The sequence below is a fragment of the Cellulomonas sp. URHD0024 genome, from assembly GCF_000426185.1.
In the GTDB taxonomy this organism is placed as follows: Bacteria; Actinomycetota; Actinomycetes; order Actinomycetales; family Cellulomonadaceae; genus Cellulomonas.
In genome coordinates this window covers 429748-451175 of record NZ_KE384505.1, presented here as the reverse complement: position 1 = coordinate 451175, position 21428 = coordinate 429748, and the positions used below count along the sequence as shown (strand labels likewise).

Sequence of the window (21428 nt, the reverse complement as noted above, 5' to 3'; positions counted from 1 at the left end):
CATTGTCCGGGGAGCCCGCCCTGCGTGGGACCACTTCGCTGCGGGCTCGACGGGCGATCGACATTTCACCAGGGGGCTGCTGTGTACGACCCGTCAGTTTCGTCCGCGGCCGATATGGCCGGCTTTCGCGTCGGCGTGCTGCTCCTGGAGGCGGTCGTCATCGCGTTCAGCCTCCTCTGCTACGTCGTTCTGGCCCGCAAGGCTGGGTACTCGGGTTGGTACGCGGCCCTGTGCGTGGTGCCGCTGCTCGGCTTCGTCGTCATGCTCATATTCGTGTTCAAGGAGTGGCCCATCCAGGCCGAGGTACGCAGGCTGCAGGCGGCCGGGGGCGGCGGCTACATCAATGGGTACCCGTCGTTCGACGGGTACGGCTCACCGCCACCGTCCGGACGCGCCCCGTACGCGCAGCCGGCGCCCTGGGACCAGCCCCCTCAGCAGCAGCACCCGGGCTACCCGCCCGCCGGCGGGTACCCAGAGGCACCGGACGGCACCCCTCCGTCCTGGTACGGCCCGCAGGGTTGACCGCAGGGGCCGACGACGTCAGCCGACGATCTCGGCGGCTTCCAGCCAGGCCAGCTCGAGCTCGTCCTTCTCGGCGGCGAGCGCCCGCAGCTCGGCGTCGAGGGCGAGGACGGCCTGGTGGTCGGTCGCCTGCTCGGACATCTTCTGGTGCAGCACCGACTCCTGGTCCGCGATCCGGGAGAGTCGGCGCTCGATGCGGGCGATCTCCTTGCGAGCCGTGCGCAGCTCGGCCTCCGAGGGCGCCGCGACGGAGACTTCGGCGGCCGGTTCCCCTGCCGGGCGGGCGTCGAGCACCGAGGTCACCGACCCGCCGGCCGCGATCGCGGTGCGGCGCAGGGTCAGGTACTGCTCGACGCCGCCGGGCAGCTGGCGGAGCAGGCCGTCGCCGAGCAGGGCCATCTGCGTGTCGCAGACGCGTTCGAGCAGGTACCGGTCGTGCGAGACGACGATCAGGGTCCCAGGCCAGCCGTCGAGCAGGTCCTCCAGCGCGGCGAGCGTGTCGGTGTCGAGGTCGTTGGTGGGCTCGTCGAGAAGCAGGACGTTGGGCTCGCCGACGAGGAGCCGCAACAGCTGCAGCCGTCGGCGCTCGCCGCCCGACAGGTCACGCACCGGCGTGCTGGACCGCTCGCGGGTGAACCCGAGACGCTCGACCAGCTGCGCGGCGGTCAGCTCCTTGCCGCCGACGACGACGGAACGCTTCTCGCGTTCGATGACCTCGATGACGCGCAGGCTCGCGAGCTCGTCCAGGTCCTCGACGTCCTGGCGCAGCTCGGCGACCTGCACCGTCTTGCCGCGCTTGACCCGGCCGGTCGTCGGCTCCAGCCGACCGGACAGCAGCCTCAGCAGCGAGGTCTTGCCCGCGCCGTTGACCCCGACGAGGCCGACCCGGTCGCCGGGACCGAGCCGCCAGGTGACGTCGTGCAGCAGGACCCGCTCGCCGTAGACGACCGACGCGTCCTCGATGTCGAGCACGTCCTTGCCGAGCCGCGCCGTCGCCATCCTGGTGAGCGACAGCTGGTCGCGGGGCGGCGGCTCGTCGGCGATCAGCTCGTTCGCCGCATCGATGCGGAACTTGGGCTTCGACGTCCGCGCCGGCGCGCCACGGCGCAACCAGGCGAGCTCCTTGCGCAGGAGGTTCTGCCGCTTCTCCTCCGCCGTGGACGCGTTGCGCGCGCGCTCGGCCCGCGCGAGCACGTACGCCGCGTAGCCGCCCTCGTACTGGTCGACGCCGCCGTCGTGCACCTCCCACGTCCGCGTGCAGACCGCGTCGAGGAACCAGCGGTCGTGCGTGACGACGACGAGCGCGCCCTGCCCGCGGCCGAACCGCTCGACCAGGTGCTCGGCCAGCCACGCCACGCCTTCGACGTCGAGGTGGTTGGTGGGCTCGTCGAGGACGAGGACCTCCTCGTCCCGCACGAGCAAGGCAGCCAGGGCGACCCGGCGACGCTGGCCACCGGAGAGCGTGTCGACCTCGGTGTCGAGCGAGACGTCGGCGAGCAGGCCCGCGTGCACCGAGCGGATGCGGGAGTCGGCCGCCCACTCGTGCTCGTCGGCAGACCCGTGCACCACGTCCAGCACGGTGCGGCCCGGTGCGAGCTGGTCACGCTGGTCGAGCACCGCGATGCGGACGCCGCCCGCCCGGGTGACGCGGCCGGCGTCGGCCGGCTGCTGGCCGGACAGGACGCGCAGCAGCGTGGACTTGCCGGCACCGTTCGGGCCAACGACGCCGATCCGGGCGCCGTCGTCCAGCCCGAGGGAGACCTCGTCCAGCAGCGTCCGGGTGCCCAGCGTCAACGTGACGCGGTCCGCGCCGAGTAGGTGTGCCATCGGCGTGAAGGCTACCCGCACACGTGCACAGGTCCTCGACCGGATCTCCACGCAAGCACGCACACCGCGCCTGACCTGCGGCCTAGCGTCCAGAGCATGCCGACAACGCGTCCGCCGTCGCACGCTCGTGATCGTCGACGGACCGGTGCGCGGGCCGTGCGGGCGGTCACCCTGACTCTCGTCGTGACCCTCGCGGTCGGCGCCGGAGCCGCTGCGGCGGCGTACCGGGTGCTCGACTCGAACATCAACGACGCGGGCGACCTGACCGGCCTGCTCGGCGCCCGGCCCACGATGCCCACGCCGGCGACGACCGCGCCGGGCGACGCGCACGCCGGCACGGCGGTGAACGTCCTGATCCTCGGCTCGGACGACCGCAGCGGTCAGAACGGGGTGATCGGCGGCTCGATGGACGGGATGCACTCCGATACGGCGATCGTCGCGCACGTCTCCGCCGACCGGACCCGCGTCGAGCTGATCTCGATCCCCCGCGACCTCGTGATCGACATCCCCTCCTGCACGACGAAGGACGGGTCGTCGACCCCGGCGAAGGCCCAGCACCAGATCAACGAGGCGTTCGCGATCGGCTGGCACCACAGCAAGGACCTGGGGACCGCCGCGGCGTGCACCTGGAAGACCGTCGAGACGCTCACGCACGTGCGCCTCGACGGGTTCATCGTCGTCGACTTCGTCGGGCTGACGGCGATGGTCGACGCCATCCACGGGGTGCCGATCTGCCTGCCCCAGGCCTACGACGACGAGAACACCGGCCTGCACGTGCTCGCCGGTCCGCAGGTGTTCGACGGGAAGACGGCCGTGCAGTTCGCCCGGGCACGGCATGACATCGGCGACGGCTCCGACACGCAGCGCATCGTCCGCCAGCACGACCTGATGGCCGCGATGTCCGAGAAGGTGCTGAGCGAGAAGACGCTCACGAGTCCCGCCACGCTGTTCTCGTTCGGCCGTGCCGTGACCGGCTCCCTCACCGCGAGCGACGGGTTCGCGTCGCTCACCGACCTGACCGGGTTCGGGCTGTCTCTGCGGCATGTGGGCGCGGACCGGATCGTGTTCCTGTCCATGCCCACGGCCGTCTCGCCCAAGAACAAGAACCGGGTCGTCTGGGCCCCCGAGGCGGACACGCTCTGGGCCAGGATCGCCGCCGACCGGCCTGTGGGAGAGGCGCCGGACGCGGAGGGCGCTCCGAGGCCGACGACGAGCGCCGCACCCCCCACATCCGATGGCTCGGAGCCCGACGCCAACGTCGACACGCCGTGGACGCCGTCCGGCGGAGCCCTCACCACGGCGGAGGCCACCGCACGGTGCACCTGAGACGACCGCACCCTCACGCCGGCGGACCGCAGGGGGATCCGTGGCCGTGAGGTGCGGTCGTGAGGTGGCGGCCGGTCAGCGGGCCAGGTAGGCGCCGAGCGCGTCGAAGATGCCGCGGGAGCCGGCTTCGCGCTGCGACCCGTCGTCCTTGCCGTCCAGGAAGACCCCGTGCTCGGTGTACGTGACGCGGGTGCCACCCTCGACGGCCGTGAACTCGGTGCTCGTCACCGACGTCGAGAAGTGCTCGCCGGCCACCCACATGTCGTACGTGGACACGATGCGCTGCTTCTCGACGATGTCGGTGTAGGTCGCGACGTACCGGCTGGTCGGCCCGCCGTGCCACTGCCCGTCCTGGACGGCCCCTCCCCCGACGCGGAAGTCCTCTCCGGCCTCGCTCGTCGTGAAGTTCTCGTCGGCGCCGAACCACTGCGCGTGCTGCTCCGGGATGGCGAACGCGTCCCAGACGCGGTCGAGCGGCGCGTCGAACGTGCGGTCGATGACGAAGGTCGCGTGGGCGACGGTGCTCTCCGTGCTGGTGTCCGTGGACATGGTGCTTCCTCTCGGATGGCCGGCAGGCGGCCGGGGTGGGTGGCGTGGCGCGTCAGGGGACGGGAGGAGGAACCGCCAGGAACGCGCCCAGTCGGTCGAGGCGGCGCTCGGCGGGGAGCCGCTGGCGACCCATCCACTCCCCGGCAGGCGTGAGTGCGTCTGCGGCGAGCTGGACCGTGCGGACGCGCCCGATCTTGTGCGAGGTCACGATCCCCGCGTCCTCCAGCACAGCGAGGTGCTGGTGGACGGCGGGCAGCGACATCGCGAACGGCTCGGCGAGCTGGCTGACCGACACCGGCCCGCGGACGAGGCGCTCGACCATCGCCCGTCGCGTCGGGTCGGACAGGGCCTTGAAGACCGTGTCCAGATCGCCATGCTTAAGCACATACTTAAGTATCCGCGCGAGCGCAGCGGTGTCAAGAGGACGGGGAGAGTCAGTCGGTCGAGCTCACCACGCGCGCACCCGCGACCGGGCCGGCGGCGGTCAGGACGCGGTCGGCGACGCCGGACGCGGTGAAGGCGGCGGCCAGGACCAGGGCGTGCTGGCGGCTGCGCCCGAGCGCGGCGACGGTCGGGCCGGAGCCCGAGAGGACGACGCCGAGGGCGCCCGCGTCCTGGGCGACGGCGAGCGGTTCGGCCAGACCGGGGTCGAGCGAGAGCGCAGCGAGCTGCAGGTCGTTGTGCAGGGCCGCGCCGAGGGCGCGCGGGTCACCGGCCCTGAGGGCCTGCATGAGCGGGACGTCGTCCTCGGCGTCAGGGCTTCGCGGGTCGTCGGACAGCTCGTCGAAAGCGGCGTACACGGCCGCCGTCGACAGACCATGGTCCTGGACCGCGAAGGCCCAGTGGAACTCGCCGCGACTGAGCGCCGGCGTCAGCAGGTGACCGCGACCGGACCCGACGGCGGTGTGACCCGAGAATACGAACGGCACGTCCGACCCGAGCTCCGCGGCCAGCTCCAGGAGGTCGTCGCGACTCATGCCGGTGCGCCAGAGCGCGTCGCAGGCCATCAGCGCCGCGGCGGCATCGGCCGACCCGCCGGCCATGCCGCCGGCGACGGGCACCCCCTTGTGCAGGTGCAGGTGGACGCCGTCGTCGATCCCCGCGCGCTCGGCGAGCAGGGCGGCGGCCCGCAGGGCGAGGTTGCTGGCGTCAGTGGGCACCCGCTCGGACTGCGGCCCGCTCACGGTCAGCAGCCGGCGGTCGGCAGGGGTCGCGACAACCTCCTCGAACACCGACACGGCCTGGAACACGGTCGAGACGGGGTGGTAGCCGTCGCGCTCGAGCGCGCCGACACGCAGCGACAGGTTGACCTTGCCCGGAGCGCGGACCCGGACCTCGTGCTCGGGCAGCGGTGCTACGGGAGTCAGGGTCACGACACCACCCTGCCAGGTTGCGCTGCGAGGGCGGCGGCGATCCGAGCGAACGCCGCGATGTCGACGACCTCCCCGCGGGCCTGCGGGTCGATGCCGGCAGCCTCGATCGCGGCGACGGCGGCCTCCGGCGACCCGGCGAGGCCGGCCAGCGCCGAGCGGAGCATCTTGCGTCGCTGCGCGAAGGCGGAGTCGACCACCGCGAACACCTCTGCGCGCGACGCCGTGGCGACCGGCGGCTCGCGCCGGTCGAAACGGACGAGCGCCGAGTCGACGTTCGGTGCCGGCCAGAAGACGGTGCGCCCGACGGTCGCCGTGCGGCGGGCCGAGGCGTACCAGGCGGCCTTGGCGGACGGGACGCCGTAGGTCCGGCTTCCCGGGGGCGCGGCGAGCCGGTCGGCCACCTCGGCCTGCACCATCACGAGCACCCGCTCGAGCGAGTCGAACCGCTCGAGGAAGGTCAGCAGGACGGGCACGGACACGTTGTACGGCAGGTTCGCGACGAGGGCCACGGGCGGGGGTCCGGGCAGCGCGCGCACCTCGAGGGCGTCGCGGAGCACGATCGTCAGCCGGTCGCGGCCGTCGGCGTCGCGCAGGACGACCGGGTCGTCGTCGGACACCGCGGGCACGAGCGACAGCCCGGGCACGTGCGCGAGGACCGTCGTCGGGAGCAGGCGGCCCAGCACGGGGTCGATCTCTACCGCGACGACGTCGGCGCCGGCCTCGAGGAGACCGAGCGTCAGCGAGCCGAGCCCCGGTCCGACCTCGACCACGCGGTCGCCGGGGAGCACGTCGGCCTGTCGCACGATCTTGCGCACGGTTCCGCCGTCGAGGACGAAGTTCTGTCCCAGCTGCTTGGTGGGCCGGATGCCGGCACGGGCCGCGAGCTCACGGATCTCCGTGGCGTTCAACAGCTCGATGCTCGACATGCGCCAGAGCCTAGGCGAGTGACCCGCGCCGCCGCGCACCGCGCGCCGTCGTCCCGGCCGCCGGCCGCGTGAACGCCGCGAGGCCCCCGCCCGGTCGGGACGGAGGCCTCGCCGCGAGTGCCGCTCAGCTGAACAGGCGCTTGCCGCAGGTGGGCCACTGGCCAGCACCCGAGCGGTTGTAGAGCATCTTGGCGCGGGCCGTCTGCTCGCCGGCGGAGGCCTGCGACGGCAGACCGGAGCCGCCGACGGACGCCCACGTGCTCGTCGAGAACTGGTAGAGCCCGTAGTACCTGCCGCTGCCCGAGACCGACCGGGGGTTCCCGCCCGACTCGCAGGCGGCGAGCGCGGCCCAGTTCAGCCCGTCGGCCGAGCCGCCTGCCGCGACAGGACTGCTCGCAGCGGGAGCGGCCGGAGTCGCGACCCTGACCGGCCGCGCCTTGCTGCCCACCCCGACGACCTCGTTCACCGGCCCCTGCGTGACCGCGTCGCTGACCGGCACGCGCTCCGTCTCGACGCCGTCCACGGTGGTGACGTGGTCGACCACGGTGCGCACGCCCGGGACGCCGGCGGACAGGACGCGCTTCTGACCGGCGTACCGGGTCGGGTCGTCCTGCGTGACGGAGGCGAACGCCACCTCGACGGTCGTGGTCACGTCCTGCTCGACCACGCGGTTCACGACGACCTGCAGGTGGCCGCTGTCGGCGTGCTGGACCGAGACCCGGTCGAGCGGCTGCAGCGTGACCTTGAGCCCCTTGAGCGCCTCACCGACCGTCGTGTCGGCTTCCGGGACCGGGAGCGTCTTGCCGTCCACCAGCACGTCGGCGGGACCGTTCACGGCCAGCTCCAGGGGCAGCTCTGCGCGGTTCGCCGACCGCGTCGCCACCAGCGCGACCGATTGTCCGCGGGCCGACAGCGCGTCGAGCGCGTCGTCGGCGGACAGTGCCGTCGTCCAGAGCGAGGTCTGCTTGCCGTCCACGAGCACGGTCACCTGGTGCGCGTGCCGTACGACGATGTCCGCGCCCTCGGTCAGTGCACCGCTCGCACTCACGTCGTCGCGGCTGCCGACCGTGACGTCGTGCGCGTCGAGCAGACCCTCGACCGAGCCGGCGAACGTGGTGAGCTTGCTGACCTTGCCGTCGACGTCGAGCGTGACGGTCTTCTGGGCGTGGGCGAACGCTGCCGTGCCGCCCACGAGGATGAGGGCGAGGGTCGCTGCCGAGACGGGAAGGACGCGAGAGCGCATCGACCGATGGCCCTTCGCGGATTCGTCTGCCGTGTGGTCGACGGCCGTGCCGTCCGACGGGTCGGGGGCGGTGTTGGCGCGCGCGAAGGGGTTCAGGGTCGAGAACTGCACGAGGCTCCAGCCGTCGAGGTGCCCGGGCACGGGGTGCAGGTCGTGTCGCGGTGCGACACCCGTCGGTGAGCCCGTCGTGCGGCTCGTGCGGACACCTGGAGGGAGATGTCCCCGGCGGTCCCGGATCCCCGATCCGGCCGTCACGGCGGCCCGCCGCTGGCGGGCCCCGTCGGCTCCAGGAACTCGGTCGGCGGTCCATCTGGGCCGCTGTCCAATTTCCGGAGCGCCTCGACCGTAACCGTTCCGTGATCAGAAAACCAAGCCCGCACGCCTCAGCAGGCGGCAGCGCGGCGCGCCCTTCGCGCATCGGTGCACGTCAGCGGCGGGTCGTCGGCAAACGAGGAGATCTCGTGAACACGCGCCAGGCGGCCGATGCAGCCGGTCAGTACCAGCCCGACGACTCGTGCTTGGCGTAAGCCCCGCAGGGCGTGCCGTAGCGCGCGGAGATGTAGCCCAGGCCCCAGGTGATCTGGGTGGCCGGGTTGGTCTTCCAGTCGGCGCCGGCGGAGGCCATCTTGGAGCCGGGCAGCGCCTGGGGGATGCCGTACGCGCCCGAGGACTTGTTGCCGGCGTTGACGCGCCAGCCGCTCTCGGCGTTCCACAGAGAGACGAGGCAGGCGAACTGGTCGTCGCCCCAGCCGCGGGCCGCGACCATGCCCTTGGCGATCTCCTGCGCGCTGCCGGGCGCCACGACGACGACCGCCGGGTCCGGCAGCTCCTGGGTGCCCACCTTGGTCACCTGCGTGACCGGCGGGACGGTGATCACCGACGCGACCGGAGTCCGGCCGGTGACGACTCCCCCGACCACCTGCACGTCGTACGTGGTGGTCCGGATGCCTGCCTTGCCCTTGGTGGCAATCACCTTGGTGCCCTTGATCGACTTCGGGTCCTCGACTTCCTGGGAGTCGAAGGGCACGGCCTCGGTGACGGTCTCGCCCTCGCTGCTCGCACGGGTCACCAGGACCACGAGCCCGTCCACGGAGGTCGCGTCGAGCGGGACCGAGAGCTGGTCGCCCTCGTTGAGCACGAGGCCGATGTCCTTGAGCGAGTCGCGAACGGTGGCGGCGCTGCTCACGCCGTCGATCACCTGCCCGTCGACCACGAGGTGGATCGTCTTGAGAGTCGAGACCCGCAGCGTCTGGCGGCCCAGCTCGGCGGAGCGGGACGCCGACAGGCGGACCTCGCGGTCCCGCAGGCCGAGCCCGTCGAGAGCCTCGCCGACCGTGAGCGCCGTGGTCCAGACCTTGCGCTGCGACCCGTCGACCTCGACGTCGACGTCGCGACCGTGGCGGACGACGATCTGGGCGTCGGAGGCGATCGTCTCGTCCAGCGCGGGCGCGACGAGGTCGCGGTCACCGACGGTGATGTCCCGGCTGGCCAGGATGTCTCCGACGGTCCGGCCGAACGCCTCGACCTGCACCGGTCGACCGTCGACGTCGACCGTCACCTGCTTGTGCAGCACCGCGAATGCGCTGGTCACCCCGGCGACGACGGCGAGCACGGCGGCCTGGGCGACGAGCCGTCCCAGGCGCCTACGAGGCGCGGCGCGACGGTGCGTCGCTCGCTCCATCGGGTCGCTCACGCGGTGGCTCCTCGGTCTTCGGGGGGTGCACCGTCCTGGACGGCGGTCCGACCGTAACCGATCCGTGATGATCCCCGAAACCCGGTGTCCGGGTTGCGGTACCTCGGAGACGGACATTCGGGACAAACCGCTCACCAGCGGCCGTAGACCGCCTCGGAGGTCGCGACGACCGACGTGCAGACCTCGTCGACCGACCTGCCGGTCACCTCGGCGACCGTCCGGACCGTGCCGGGCAGGAGATACGGCGCGTTCGGTCGCCCACGGAACGGGTGCACGGTGAGGTACGGGGCGTCGGTCTCGAGGAGCAGCTGCGACGGCGGGACCTCACGCAGAGCGGACCGCAGCGCGTCGTTCGGGCCGAACGAGACCGGTCCGGCGAAGGACAGGAACCAGCCGTGCGAGACCGCGAGCCGTGCCAGCGCCGCGTCGCCCGAGAAGCAGTGGAAGACCGTCCGGTCCGGTGCACCGTCGGCGAGCAGGACCCCGACCACCTCGTCGTGGGCGTCGCGGTCGTGGATCTGCAACGCGAGGCCGAGCTCCTTGGCCAGGGCGATGTGCGCGCGGAACGCCTCGCGCTGGACCGCACGCCCGGCGGGTCCCGCGCGGAAGTGGTCCAGGCCGGTCTCGCCGACGGCCCGGATGCGGTCGTTGTCGCGCGCGACCTCGGCGACGTGCGCGAACGCCTCGTCCAGCGACGTCTCGTAGGGGTCCTCCGGATCGAGCCCGTCGGCTGCGACCTCCTGGATGCCCGCGTGGCGCACGGCCTCGTTGGGGTGGATGGCGACGGCACCGAGCAGCTGCTCGTGGGCACCGACCATCGTCGACGTCCAGTCGACAGCGGCCAGGTCGCAGCCCACCTGGACCATCCGCGTCACACCCACTGCGGCAGCCCGCTCGAGCTGCGCGTCCAGCGAGGAGGACGCCTCCCAGCCGTCGGCCCGCCACGCCAGCACCGACTCGAGGTGCGTGTGGTTGTCGACGACAGGCAGGGGCAGCGGCTCCGGGGCGTCCGGCCAGCCCTTCGACCGAGACCGTGCCATCAGGCCTGACGCAGCCGCTCGAGCTCCTCCTCGACGATCGAGTCGTCGAGCTTGGTGAACACCGGCGTCGGCTTGCCTACGGGCCGCCCGGCGACCACGGGCGTGCTCGCCCACGGCGCGACCGTCCGACCGAGCTCGTAGTCGCCGGTGATGATCGGGTAGGCGCGCGACGCGTCGTCCAGGTCGGTCACCTCGTCGATCCGCGGCAGGGGCGAGAACGTCCCCGTGCCGCCCAGCGTCTCGTGCACCTGCTGCGCGGAGTGCGGCAGGAACGGCGCCAGCAGGGTGTTCGCGTCGCTGACCGCCTGCGCAGCCGTGTGCAGCACCGTGCCGAGGCGGTCGCGGTCGGTGGTCAGCTTCCACGGCTCGGTCTCGGAGATGTACCGGTTGGCCTCCTGGACCACCCGCATCGCCTCGCCGATCGCGGCCTTGTTGCGGTGGCCGCCGAGCAGCTCCCCGACCTTCCCGAACCCCGCGGCCGTCGTCGCGAGCAACGCCTGGTCCACGGGCTGCAGGTCACCGGCAGCGGGGATCTCGCCGAAGTTCTTCGCGATCATGCTCGCCGTGCGGTTGACCAGGTTCCCCCAGCCGGCCACCAGCTCGGTGTTGGTGCGGGTCTTGAAGTCGGCCCACGTGAAGTCCGAGTCCTGGTTCTCGGGTCCGTTCACGCTCAGGAAGTAGCGCAGCGCGTCCGGCTGGTAGCGGGACAGCACGTCCCGCACGTAGATGACCACGCCGCGCGACGAGGAGAACTGCTTGCCCTCCATCGTGAGGAACTCGCTCGACACGACCTCTGTGGGCAGGTTCAGCGTCCCGAACGGCCCCGGCTCGCCGCCGCGCGTTCCGCCGCCGTCGTAGGCGAGCAGCTCGGCCGGCCAGATCTGCGAGTGGAACGTGATGTTGTCCTTGCCCATGAAGTAGTAGCTCAGGGCGGACGGGTCGTTCCAGAACGGGCGCCACGCGTCGGGGTCGCCGGACCGGCGCGCCCACTCGATCGACGCGGACAGGTACCCGATGACCGCGTCGAACCACACGTAGAGCCGCTTGTTCGGGTTGGTCTCCCAGCCCTCCAGCGGCACGGGGATGCCCCAGTCGATGTCGCGGGTCATGGCGCGCGGGCGCAGGTCGTCGATGAGGTTGAGCGAGAAGTTCAGGACGTTCGGACGCCAGTCGGTCCTCGTGCGGAGCCACGCCTCGAGCGCGGACGCGAACGCGGGCAGGTCGAGGAAGAAGTGGTTCGACTCCACGAACTTCGGCGTCTCGCCGTTGATCCGGCTGTGCGGGTTGATCAGGTCGATCGCATCGAGCTGGTTGCCGCAGTTGTCGCACTGGTCGCCGCGCGCGCCGTCGTACCCGCAGATCGGGCAGGTGCCCTCCACGTACCGGTCGGGCAGCGTGCGGCCGGTGCTCGGGGAGATGGCGCCCATGGTCGACTGCTCGATCATGTAGCCGTTCTTGTGCACCGTGCGGAACATCTCCTGCACGACCGCGTAGTGGTTGCGGGTCGTCGTGCGCGTGAACAGGTCGTAGGACAGCCCGAGGTTGACCAGGTCCTCGACGATCACCCGGTTGTACCGGTCCGCGAGCTCCTGCGGTCCGACGCCCTCCTGCTCCGCGAGGACCAGGATCGGCGTCCCGTGCTCGTCGGTCCCGGAGACCATCAGCACCTCGTTGCCCGCCATGCGCATGTAGCGGCTGAAGATGTCCGACGGGACACCGAAGCCGGCGACGTGACCGATGTGGCGGGGGCCGTTCGCGTAGGGCCACGCGACGGCAGACAGGATGCGGGACATGGGCTAGATCCTAGGTGAGCGAGGCACACGGACCCTGCGACCCCGTCATGAAGCGCTCGAGGGGCCGTGGCCGCTCAGCCGATCGGCACCCGGACGATCCGGTCGTCGCCCGGGCGCGGGTCACCCCGGCCGTCCGTGTTGTTGGTGAGCACCCACAGCGAACCGTCCGGTGCGACCGCCACGGCCCGGAGGCGTCCGTAGGTCCCGACGAACAGCGCCTCGGGCGTGCCGACGCCGTCCGAGGTGAGCGGGACCCGCCACAGCCGTGCGCCGTGCAGCGCTGCGAGGTAGACGGCGTCGTCCGTGACCGCGAGCCCGCTCGGCGACGCGTCGTCGGTCGCCCACGTCGCGACGGGGTCGACGAAGCCCTCGTGGCGACCGACGCCCTCCACCTCCGGCCAGCCGTAGTTGCGGCCCGGTTCGATCACGTTCAGCTCGTCCCAGGTGTCCTGCCCGAACTCGGAGGCGAACATGCGCCCGTCGTCGGCCCAGCCGAGTCCCTGCACGTTGCGGTGCCCGAGGCTCCAGACCGGACTGCCGGGCGTCGGGTTGCCCGGGGCCGGGTCGCCGTCGAACGTGACCCGCAGGATCTTCCCGTTCAGGCTGCCCGGGTCCTGGGCGTCGGGCCGGTCCCCGGCGTCGCCGGTGCTCACGTAGAGGTAGCCGTCCGGGCCGACCGCGAGCCGGCCGCCGTCGTGGTGGCCCGCCTTGTGGATCCCGGTCAGGATCGGCCTGAGCTCGCCGAGCTCGTCGCCCCTGAGGGTCCCGCGAAGCACGCGGTTGTCGTCGGCCGTGGTCGCGTAGAGGGCGAGGTCCGCGCTCTGCGACGACGAGTCCAGCACGGCGACCCCGAGCAGCCCGGCCTCGCCACCAGGTGCGACCGCGTCGAGAAGCTGGTCGGCCCCCGGACCCGTCACCGTCGTCACGGTCCCGTGGGCGTCGACCAGCACCAGCTGCGCGGCGTCGCGCAGTGTCACGGCAGCCCGGCCGTCCGGCAGGAACGCGATGCCCCACGGGGCGTCGAGGCCCGTCACGATGTCGGTGGCCTCCGCGGGGATGGGTGCCGGGACGTGCGGGGAGGCGGGGTCGTAGGCCGGGCCGGCGGTGAGGCCGGTGGCGGTCGGCGCGGCGCCCTCGTCGGAACCCGTGCACCCCGCGAGCGCGCCGAGCAGCAGCACGGCGACCATGGCGAGCGCCCGACGACGACCCATCCCGTCAGCCCAGCACGGTCCGCGCATCGCCGCTAGCCGAGGAGGCCGGTCGAGCGCGCCCCAGGCGCCGTCCGCCGCGGCAGGCTCCTCGTGGGATTCGATCGGTGGTGGGACCCCGATCGCCCCGACATGTGGTCATGGAACCGGGGAGCCGGTTGCGGGGATCGTCAGCGGGACTTCGCCGCCAGGGCCGCCGCGTACAGGTCCCGCTTCGGGACGCCCGCCGCAGCGGCGACGTCGGCGACCGCGTCCTTCAGGCGCTCGCCGGCGTCGGCGCGGGACAGGACCTCGGCGACGAGGTCGGCCGTGGACAGCTCGACCGCGCCCGACGCACCACCGACCACCACCACGATCTCGCCGCGCACCTGGTCTGCGAGGGCCCACGCGTGGAGCTCGGCCAGGCCTCCTCGTCGGATCTCCTCGTAGGTCTTCGTCAGCTCGCGGCAGACGGCGGCCGGCCGGTCCGCGCCGAACGCCGAGCTCATCGCGGCGAGGGTGTCGTCCAGGCGGTGCGGGGCCTCGAAGAAGATCATCGTGCGGCGCTCGTCGGCCAGGAGCTCGAGGGCCCGGAGGCGCTCCCCCGGCTTGCGCGGGGGAAAGCCCTCGAAGCAGAAGCGGTCGGTCGGCAGGCCCGAGAGGGCGAGCGCGGTCAGGACGGCGCTCGGACCCGGCGCGGCAGTGACGGGCAGGCCCGCGGCGACCGCTGCGGTGACCACGCGGAAGCCCGGGTCGGACACTGCGGGCATCCCGGCATCGGTCACGACGACGACCGTGCCGCCGCCCGCCACGACCGCCAACAGCTCCGCGGACGACGAGGCCTCGTTGTGCTCGTGGTGGCTGACCACCCGACCGCCGATCACCACACCGAGGCGGGCGGCGAGGGCGCGCAGGCGTCGGGTGTCCTCCGCCGCGACGACGTCGGCCTCCTCGAGGAGACGACGCAGGTGCGCCGATGCGTCCTCGGTGTTGCCGATCGGGGTCGCTGCCAGCACGAGCCGGCCGGGCGCAGGGATGTCCACGCGGGTGAGCCTGCCACCTGTTTGCCCGCGCACCACAGCGCTCCCCCCTACGATGACGCTCGTGCCGCCCACCGAAGACGACGCCGCGACGCCGTCACACGCCGCCGCCGACTCGCCGGAGGCTCCGTCGAGCTCGACGTCCGCTGCCGGCCCGCTCGACGAGGGCACCGCGGCGAGCGCCGTCGCGACGCTCTCGGCACCAGGGGACGAGGAGCTGGACGAGCCCGAGGAGCCCGCAGAGTCGGAGCCGGACGGGCTCGAGGAGCCGGGCGAGTCCGGCGAGCCGGAGGAGCCCGAGGAGCCCGAGGAGAACCGGCCCCGGCTGCTCCGGCTGCTGCTCGGCCAGGACACGCTCACCCTGGACGACGCCCCGCGGGCGCGCCTCATGGGATGGGTCTGGCCGCTCGCGGTGACGCTGCTGGCCGGCATCCTGCGGTTCTGGCACCTCGGCCGACCGCACAAGCTCGTCTTCGACGAGACGTACTACGTCAAGGACGCCTGGTCGTTGCTGATCCACGGCTACGAGGCCAACTGGGTGGACAACCCGAACCCCGCGTTCGAGTCCGGTGACCTCAGCGGGCTGCAGACCACCGGCGAGTACGTCGTGCACCCGCAGGTCGGCAAGTGGATGATCGCGCTCGGCATCCACCTCGGCGGCGGCGCCGACAGCTCGTTCGCCTGGCGCCTGTCGGCCGCGATCTGCGGCACGCTCGCCGTGCTCATGGTCGCCCGGATCGGGCGTCGGCTGTTCACCTCGACGGCGCTCGGTACGGTCGCCGGCCTCCTTCTCGCCGTCGACGGCGAGGCGATCGTGATGTCACGGGTCTCCCTGCTGGACCCGTTCCTCATGTTCTTCATGCTCGCGGCGTTCGGCGCACTCCTGCTCGATCGCGACCAGGCGCGACGACGGCTCGCCGACCGGACCGCGTCGCTGCTCGACGCGGACGGGCCGCTCGGGTGGGGTCCTGGCCTCGGGGTGCGCTGGTGGCGGCTCGCCGCCGCCGTGCTGCTGGGGCTCGGGCTGGGCACCAAGTGGTCCGCCATGTACTTCCTGGCGGTGTTCGGGCTGCTCAGCGTGGCCTGGGACGTCACGGCACGACGCACCGCCGGCGTCCGGCAGTGGATCTGGGCCGGCATCGTCAAGGACGGCCTGGTGGCGGGCATCTCCATGGTGTTCGTCGCGGTGGCGGTCTACCTGGGCAGCTGGTGGTCCTGGTTCGCGCACCCGGAGTCGTACGGGCACCAGTGGGCCGCGCAGAATCCCGACGCGGGCGTCCAGTGGCTGCCGCCGGCGCTGCGGTCGTTCTGGAAGTACCACCAGGACATGTGGGCGTTCCACAACGGGCTCGAGACGCCGCACACCTACGCGGCGAACCCGCTCGGCTGGATCGTGCAGTGGCGGCCGACGTCGATGTTCTACCCCACCGAGGTCTCCGGCCTGACCGGTCAGCAGGCCCAGGACGCGTGCGGGGCGACGTCCTGCTCGCAGGCGATCACCGCGCTCGGCAACCCGATCCTGTGGTGGTGCGCGACCGCCGCGCTCCTCGTCACCGTCCTCTGGCTGATCCGCTACCGCGACTGGCGGGCCGGTGCGGTCCTGTCCGGCATCGTCGCGGGCTGGCTGCCGTGGTTCGCCTACGAGCACCGCACGATCTTCACCTTCTACTCGATCGTGTTCACGCCGTGGGTCGTCCTGACGTTGACCTACGTGATCGGTCTGGTGGTCGGACCGAAGGACCTCGAACCCGTCGGTCGACGACGAGCGATCATCGGCTGCGGGGTCCTCGTCGGGCTCATCGTTCTCGTCGGAGCGTTCTTCTACCCGATCTGGTCCGCGTGGGTGGTGCCCTACAAGTTCTGGCACCTGCACATGTGGCTGGAGACCTGGATCTGAGCACGGCTCGAGCGGACTCGCACCTGGCCCCACCAGTGGAGTCGCGAGCGCCTACCAGTCGTCTCGCGAGCGCCTACCAGTCGACCTGCGGGCTCCGGTACCAGGAGAGGCCGAGCCGGTCCCAGAACGCGGCCTGGCCGGCGATCCGGCCGCGGAAGTCGTCCCAGTCGCGCCTCTCGGGGCTGGTCCAGGCCACCTCGGCGATCGCGGCGAGGCGCGGCAGCAGCATCGACATGAGCGCCGGCAGGTCTCGCAGGGTCTCGGTCCACACGGCTGCCTCGACGCCGATGACGCTGGCTTCCGGGACGCCCGGGATGAGTGTCGACGGCTCCCAGTCGTAGGCGTCGCGCAGCTCGATGTGCCCGGCCCACTCCAGGCCGAGCACGGTGTCGGCGTCGTACTTCATGTCGAGGTAGGCCTTGGAGCCCGGTGACATGAGCAGGAACGCCCCAGCCTGAGCGGCTCGGACGAACGGCTCCGGGTCGACCCGCGTGTCCCAGTACTGCACCACCGTGCCCGGCTCGAGCGGCGTGCCGGCGATCTCCTGCCACCCGACCACCTTCTTGCCGGCCGCACGCACCGCCGCGGACGCGGCACCCACGAGCGTCGCGTACTCGGCGGGCTCCATGGTCAGGACCTCGTCGCCGCCGATGTGCACGTACTCGCCGGGGGTCATCTCGGCGACGTCGGCGAACACCTCGCGCAGGAAGTCGCCGGTGGCGGGCAGGTCCGCGTACAGGCGGCTGAAGCCGACCTCGATCCCTGTGTAGACGTCGGTCGGCTCGCCGCTCGGCGTCAGGTTGCCGTACGCGTGCGTGGCCGCGTTGACGTGTCCCGGAACGTCGATCTCGGGCACCACGCGCACCCCGCGCACCGACGCGAACGCCACGATGTCGGCGTAGTCGTCGGCGGTGTAGTAGCCGCCCGGGTCACCGTTGACCGCGCTGCTGCTCGACAGCCGCGTCAGCTGCGGGCGCGAGCGCACGTAGATGCGCCAGCCCTGGTCGTCGGTGAGGTGCAGGTGCAGCACGTTGAGCTTGTAGTGGGCCATCAGCCCGATGATGACCTTGAGGTCCCGCTTGGCGACGAAGTGCCGGGCGACGTCGATCGACAGTCCCCGCCACGCGTACCGCGGCGCGTCCTCGATGATCACGGCGGGCACCCGCAGGGAGCCGTCCGGGGCGGTGGTGAGCAGCTGCCGCAACGTGACGATCCCGCGGACGAGGCCCGCCGGCGAGCGCGCCTCCAGGTCCACGCGTCCGGCGGTGGACATGAGCTTGTACGACTCGTCGCCCTCACCGTCCGGGGTCGTCAGGCGCAGCCGCACCACGTCCGGTGCGTCGGTCTCCGCGTAGCGGATCTCGATCGAGCGCCCGGTCACCCGCCCGAGCAGGTCGGCCGCGAGCACCGCGATCCCGATCAGGTCCGGCCGACCGTTGACCACCACGGTCGTCGACTCCGAGACGACGAACGGAGCACCCCCGGTCGCCTCCAGGCGTGCGGGCTTCGGGATGACGGCGGGGACGGCGGGCACGAGGCTCCTGGGATCGGTGCGTGGTGGGGCGCGGGTCGCCCGGGAAACGCTACTGGACGCCGGCGACAGAGCGCCGCTCAGGACCTGAAGTGCACCCCCGCCGCACCTGGTCCGGACTTTGCTTCTCGACGAGCGGTCGTGCCCGGATCGCCCTATCTTCGCTAGTTGTCGTGGGGGGACCGTCTTCGACAAGGAGTGGACCATGACTCAGCACGGCATCATCAGCGCCATCGTGATCGGTGCGATCGTCGGCATCCTCGGCCGGTTGCTCGTCCGCGGCAGGCAGCGCATCTCGTGGTTGGTGACCATCCTGGTCGGCATCGTCGCGGCGCTCGTCGGCACCTGGCTGGCGACCCTGATCGGCGTCCGCGACACCGGTGGCGTCGACTGGATCGAGCTCGCGCTCCAGGTGGGTCTGGCGGCCGTGTTCGTCGCGGCCGTGTCGGGCCGCCGCCGTCGCCGGTCGATCCTGTAGGTCACCTGCAGACGGGGCTCGCGAGCCTCTGGCCGCTCTGCCGGCCGAGGCTCGTCGCCCCGCTTGCCGGCCCGAGGGGGTCGTCGCAGCGTGCGATGACTCCCTCGGCTGGTCTGGACCGTCAGCCGATCCGGCGGCCGATGCGCCAGGCGCCGAGCGCAGCGAAGACCACCAGGACGACGACCATGACGGTGACCGCGATCGTCGTCGTGATCTCGAGACCGCCGACCGAGGCGGTGAGGCCGTAGAACGACTCCATATCGGCCGCGGCGGCGGGCTGCCCGTCGGTCAGGACAGCGAGGGGCTGCGCGGTGAACGGCCCCCGGACCAGCATCGCGGACTGCGCGAACGGCAGGGCGTCGACGACGTTGGCCGCTCCTGCCGGTAGGGCGCCGATCGGGATGTAGGCGCCCGCGAGGAACCCGATCAGGGTTCCGACGATCGTGCTGAGCGCCGCGAACGCACTGCTCGTCCGCACGAACGTCACCGCGAAGGCGGACAGCGCCGAGAACGTTCCGGCCGACAGGACGACGACCCCGAGGCACTCGACAAGCTCGGCCGCGGTCATGACGGAACCGCCGCGCGCGACCGTGTACACCTGCGAGATCACCACGAACGCGGCCGTCATCGTGACGGCGACCACAGCCGTGGCGCCCATGTACCCGAGGATCAGGCTGGAACGGCGCACCGGCGAGACGAGGAAGTCCTGGAACCGTCCCGACTCCCCGTCCTCGACGAACACGCTCATCGCGGCAAGGCCCGTGGTGAGCGACGTGATCATCGTGATCCCTGCGAACACCCAGGCGTCGACGAACCCGTGGACGTCGCCGAGGTCGGCAGCCGGGAACTGCGCCCTCAGGCTGTCCACCTGCTGACTGCCCAGGAAGAAGGTGTAGAGGGCGAGCAGGATGAGCGGCGACAGCATGGAGAAGAAGACGGCAGTCCGGTCGCGGGCGAAGAGCGTCAGGTTCCGACGCGCAAGCACGAGCGCCACGGGCAGCGCCCCGACCTCGCCCCGCCTGGCCACGGTCTGCACGGTCATGCGTCGACCGTCCGCGACGTCAGGGCCAGGAAGACGTCGTCCATCGTGCCGTGCCTGAACTCGAAGTCCTCGATGTGGGCGTCGTGCTCGTGCAGGATCGCGCGGGCCGTCGCACTGGAGTCGACCTCGATCGCGAGCACACCCTGCGTCTCGGTGACGGTGAGCCCGCGGTTGGCGCAGGCGGTCCGGATCGGCGCCGGGTCCCGCGGGGTGACCGTCAGGATGCTGCTGCTGAACCGCTCGCGCAGGGCGCTGGGAGTGCCTTCCTGGACGATCCTGCCGGCGTCGATGACGCAGACCTGGTCGGCCTCCTCCGTCTCGTGCATGTAGTGCGTCGTCAGGAAGACGGTGAGCCCCGCGTCCCGTCGCAACCTGTGGACGGTCTCCCACACCTGCTCGCGGCTGGCCGGGTCCAGCCCTGCGGTCGGCTCGTCGAGGAAGAGCACGGACGGCGCGTGAGCCAGGGCCCGTGCGATGTCGGCCCGCCGCTTCTGCCCGCCGGACAGCGTGCCGTACCGCCGGTCGAGGATGCCGTCGACGCCGATCAACGGCGCGATCTCCCCGATGCGCGCGCGGCGGGCGGCCCGGTCGAGACCGTAGAACGCCGCGCGTAGGTCGAGGTTCTCGCGGACGGTCAGGACCGGGTCGAGCAGAGACTGCTGGAACACCACTCCGACGAGCCGGCGCACCTCGTCGGCCTCCGTGCCGACCGCGTGCCCACCCACCTCGATGTGTCCGGCGTCCGGCGCGAGGACCGTCGTGACGCAGCCGATCGTGGTGCTCTTCCCGGCGCCGTTGGTCCCCAGGAACGCGAAGATCGAGCCACGCTCCACATCGAACGAGACGTCGTCGACCGCGCGAACTGCGCCGAAGGACTTGGACAGGTGTCGAACCCGAATCATGCCGCCCCCTTGGTTCGTCGGCCAGGCTAGCGGACCCCCGCCTGGCGCGGACCGGATCAGACCGGACCGGAGTGCGGCAACGACGACACCCTGTAAGACGTACCGGGAACGGCCGGAACGCTGGGCAGTGAACAGGGCCTGCCAGCTCTATTCAGGGGCCCGCAAGAACCGCCGCGACGAAGACTTCCAGCGGACGACCGTCCTTCGAGTGGGCGTTCAGCGCCTCGCCGATCAGCTCCCGTTCGTCCCCCTCGAAGCCTCGGCCATCCAGATAGGCGACGAGTGAGGCACCGGTCTGGCGATAGACGGGCACCGACCCGATGAGCGCGAGCGGTGCGTGTCGGTTGGTCGCTATGACGACACGCACGCCGGGATCGGGCTCGTCGTCGTACAGGCGCTGCAGCAGAGCCGGTGAGGTGACTGAGCCGGCTGCTTCCGCGCGGACGAAGTGATGCTGCTCGCCGGCGATCAGCTCTTCTTCTTCGGCCGACTGCGGCCCGACGTAGGTGATCCACCGTGCGCGAGCCAGAGGATCAAGCTGCGAGTACTGCTCGGGCGTCACGCGTTCGAGTGTGACCGGAAGGGCCACGAAGGGCAAAGGACCCGGCACCAGGAACGGTGCCGGGTCCTTCGTCATGCTCATTCGGTCCGATCGTCAGCGCGGGACGGGCGGACCGTGGGGACCTGCGGGATGCGCCTCCGACCTCCTTCCCGCCCCGGCAAACGTGGTCGGATGACAACGAGGCGGACCGACTCCGGGCGGCGCGCTACCAATCCCCTTCCGGTTCGCTCGATGCCGCCATCGGAACACTCGCTGCCCGGGGGTGCGCGTGCGCAGATGCACCGCCAACGGGTGCAAGATCGGTCGACTTCACGACACAGACTGGGTAACACGTGAGGGGGCGAAGTGCTTCGAGTGCTTCAGGGTCGCAGCCGCGGTGTCCGAGTCGTTTGGGCGTTGCTCGCTGCTGGTGCAGCGAGCAGCGCGTGCGCCGGGCCTGGCTCGTCCGACCACAGTTCGCCCGGCGCTGCGGCCGCTTGCTCTTCCCCCGTCCTGCA

Annotated in this window: 19 protein-coding genes; 4 read left to right on the top strand and 15 right to left on the bottom strand. The window is 71.8% G+C overall.

Annotation, left to right across the window (positions count from 1 at the left end):
• The first annotated feature begins 114 nt into the window (after positions 1–114).
• A complete protein-coding gene (locus I847_RS0118260; RefSeq protein ID WP_028050832.1) occupies positions 115–522 on the top strand; it encodes a hypothetical protein in 408 nt (135 codons plus the stop codon).
• Positions 523–540: 18 nt separating this feature from the next.
• Here the strand turns inward: I847_RS0118260 and I847_RS0118255 are convergent, their stop codons facing one another.
• Complete coding sequence (locus I847_RS0118255; protein ID WP_028050831.1) at positions 541–2349, bottom strand: ABC-F family ATP-binding cassette domain-containing protein; 1809 nt, start codon at positions 2347–2349, stop codon at positions 541–543.
• Between the two features lie 96 nt (positions 2350–2445).
• Between I847_RS0118255 and I847_RS24770 the strand changes: the two genes are divergently transcribed.
• On the top strand, positions 2446–3675 hold the full coding sequence (locus I847_RS24770) for an LCP family protein (RefSeq protein ID WP_081681117.1): 1230 nt from the start codon (positions 2446–2448) through the stop codon (positions 3673–3675).
• A 75-nt stretch (positions 3676–3750) separates the two neighbouring features.
• Here I847_RS24770 and I847_RS0118245 read toward each other — a convergent pair whose 3' ends face one another.
• The 10 genes from I847_RS0118245 to rsmI all read right to left on the bottom strand — a co-directional run bounded on the left by I847_RS0118245 (position 3751) and on the right by rsmI (position 14522).
• Entirely contained in the window at positions 3751–4224 is a 474-nt protein-coding gene (locus tag I847_RS0118245) for an SRPBCC domain-containing protein (RefSeq protein ID WP_028050830.1), read from the bottom strand.
• A 52-nt stretch (positions 4225–4276) separates the two neighbouring features.
• Positions 4277–4609, bottom strand: coding sequence for a helix-turn-helix transcriptional regulator (locus tag I847_RS0118240; RefSeq protein ID WP_155856221.1), 333 nt, complete (start codon positions 4607–4609; stop codon positions 4277–4279).
• A gap of 49 nt (positions 4610–4658) precedes the next feature.
• A complete protein-coding gene (locus I847_RS0118235) occupies positions 4659–5597 on the bottom strand; it encodes a 4-(cytidine 5'-diphospho)-2-C-methyl-D-erythritol kinase (RefSeq protein WP_028050828.1) in 939 nt (312 codons plus the stop codon).
• Positions 5594–6523, bottom strand: coding sequence for a 16S rRNA (adenine(1518)-N(6)/adenine(1519)-N(6))-dimethyltransferase RsmA (gene rsmA / locus I847_RS0118230; protein WP_028050827.1), 930 nt, complete (start codon positions 6521–6523; stop codon positions 5594–5596). Before rsmA ends, I847_RS0118235 begins: the two co-directional genes overlap by 4 nt.
• Before the next feature lie 124 nt (positions 6524–6647).
• Entirely contained in the window at positions 6648–7907 is a 1260-nt protein-coding gene (locus tag I847_RS0118225) for a resuscitation-promoting factor (protein ID WP_051275051.1), read from the bottom strand.
• A gap of 352 nt (positions 7908–8259) precedes the next feature.
• Positions 8260–9459, bottom strand: coding sequence for a ubiquitin-like domain-containing protein (locus I847_RS0118220; RefSeq protein WP_028050825.1), 1200 nt, complete (start codon positions 9457–9459; stop codon positions 8260–8262).
• A gap of 131 nt (positions 9460–9590) precedes the next feature.
• Positions 9591–10499 carry a TatD family hydrolase gene (locus tag I847_RS0118215; protein WP_028050824.1) on the bottom strand — a complete coding sequence of 303 codons (909 nt, stop codon included), beginning with the start codon at positions 10497–10499 and terminating at the stop codon, positions 9591–9593.
• A complete protein-coding gene (gene metG, locus I847_RS0118210) occupies positions 10499–12292 on the bottom strand; it encodes a methionine--tRNA ligase (protein ID WP_028050823.1) in 1794 nt (597 codons plus the stop codon). Before metG ends, I847_RS0118215 begins: the two co-directional genes overlap by 1 nt.
• A gap of 74 nt (positions 12293–12366) precedes the next feature.
• Positions 12367–13503 (bottom strand): sorbosone dehydrogenase family protein, encoded by a 1137-nt coding sequence (locus I847_RS0118205; RefSeq protein WP_028050822.1) that lies wholly within the window; start codon positions 13501–13503, stop codon positions 12367–12369.
• Positions 13504–13670: 167 nt separating this feature from the next.
• Positions 13671–14522, bottom strand: coding sequence for a 16S rRNA (cytidine(1402)-2'-O)-methyltransferase (gene rsmI, locus I847_RS0118200; protein ID WP_028050821.1), 852 nt, complete (start codon positions 14520–14522; stop codon positions 13671–13673).
• A 52-nt stretch (positions 14523–14574) separates the two neighbouring features.
• On the opposite strand from rsmI, the gene I847_RS24765 reads away from it, so the two are divergent.
• Positions 14575–16416, top strand: a complete 1842-nt coding sequence (locus I847_RS24765) for a dolichyl-phosphate-mannose--protein mannosyltransferase (protein WP_081681115.1) — start codon at positions 14575–14577, stop codon at positions 16414–16416.
• 73 nt (positions 16417–16489) lie between these two features.
• On the opposite strand, the gene I847_RS0118190 is transcribed toward I847_RS24765, so the two are convergent.
• Positions 16490–17950: a family 20 glycosylhydrolase gene (locus I847_RS0118190; protein ID WP_028050820.1), complete on the bottom strand. Its 1461-nt coding sequence runs from the start codon at positions 17948–17950 to the stop codon at positions 16490–16492.
• Positions 17951–18152: 202 nt separating this feature from the next.
• On the opposite strand from I847_RS0118190, the gene I847_RS0118185 reads away from it, so the two are divergent.
• Positions 18153–18425 (top strand): GlsB/YeaQ/YmgE family stress response membrane protein, encoded by a 273-nt coding sequence (locus I847_RS0118185; RefSeq protein WP_028050819.1) that lies wholly within the window; start codon positions 18153–18155, stop codon positions 18423–18425.
• 121 nt (positions 18426–18546) lie between these two features.
• On the opposite strand, the gene I847_RS0118180 is transcribed toward I847_RS0118185, so the two are convergent.
• The 3 genes from I847_RS0118180 to I847_RS0118170 form a co-directional block, all read right to left on the bottom strand.
• On the bottom strand, positions 18547–19467 hold the full coding sequence (locus I847_RS0118180; RefSeq protein WP_051275050.1) for an ABC transporter permease: 921 nt from the start codon (positions 19465–19467) through the stop codon (positions 18547–18549).
• The gene (locus tag I847_RS0118175) at positions 19464–20369 is read right to left on the bottom strand and encodes an ABC transporter ATP-binding protein (protein WP_028050817.1); all 906 of its coding nucleotides are present in this window, start codon (positions 20367–20369) and stop codon (positions 19464–19466) included. The genes I847_RS0118180 and I847_RS0118175 overlap by 4 nt, the downstream gene beginning before the upstream one ends.
• A gap of 151 nt (positions 20370–20520) precedes the next feature.
• The gene (locus tag I847_RS0118170; protein ID WP_196804608.1) at positions 20521–21006 is read right to left on the bottom strand and encodes a hypothetical protein; all 486 of its coding nucleotides are present in this window, start codon (positions 21004–21006) and stop codon (positions 20521–20523) included.
• Positions 21007–21428: the final 422 nt, after the last annotated feature.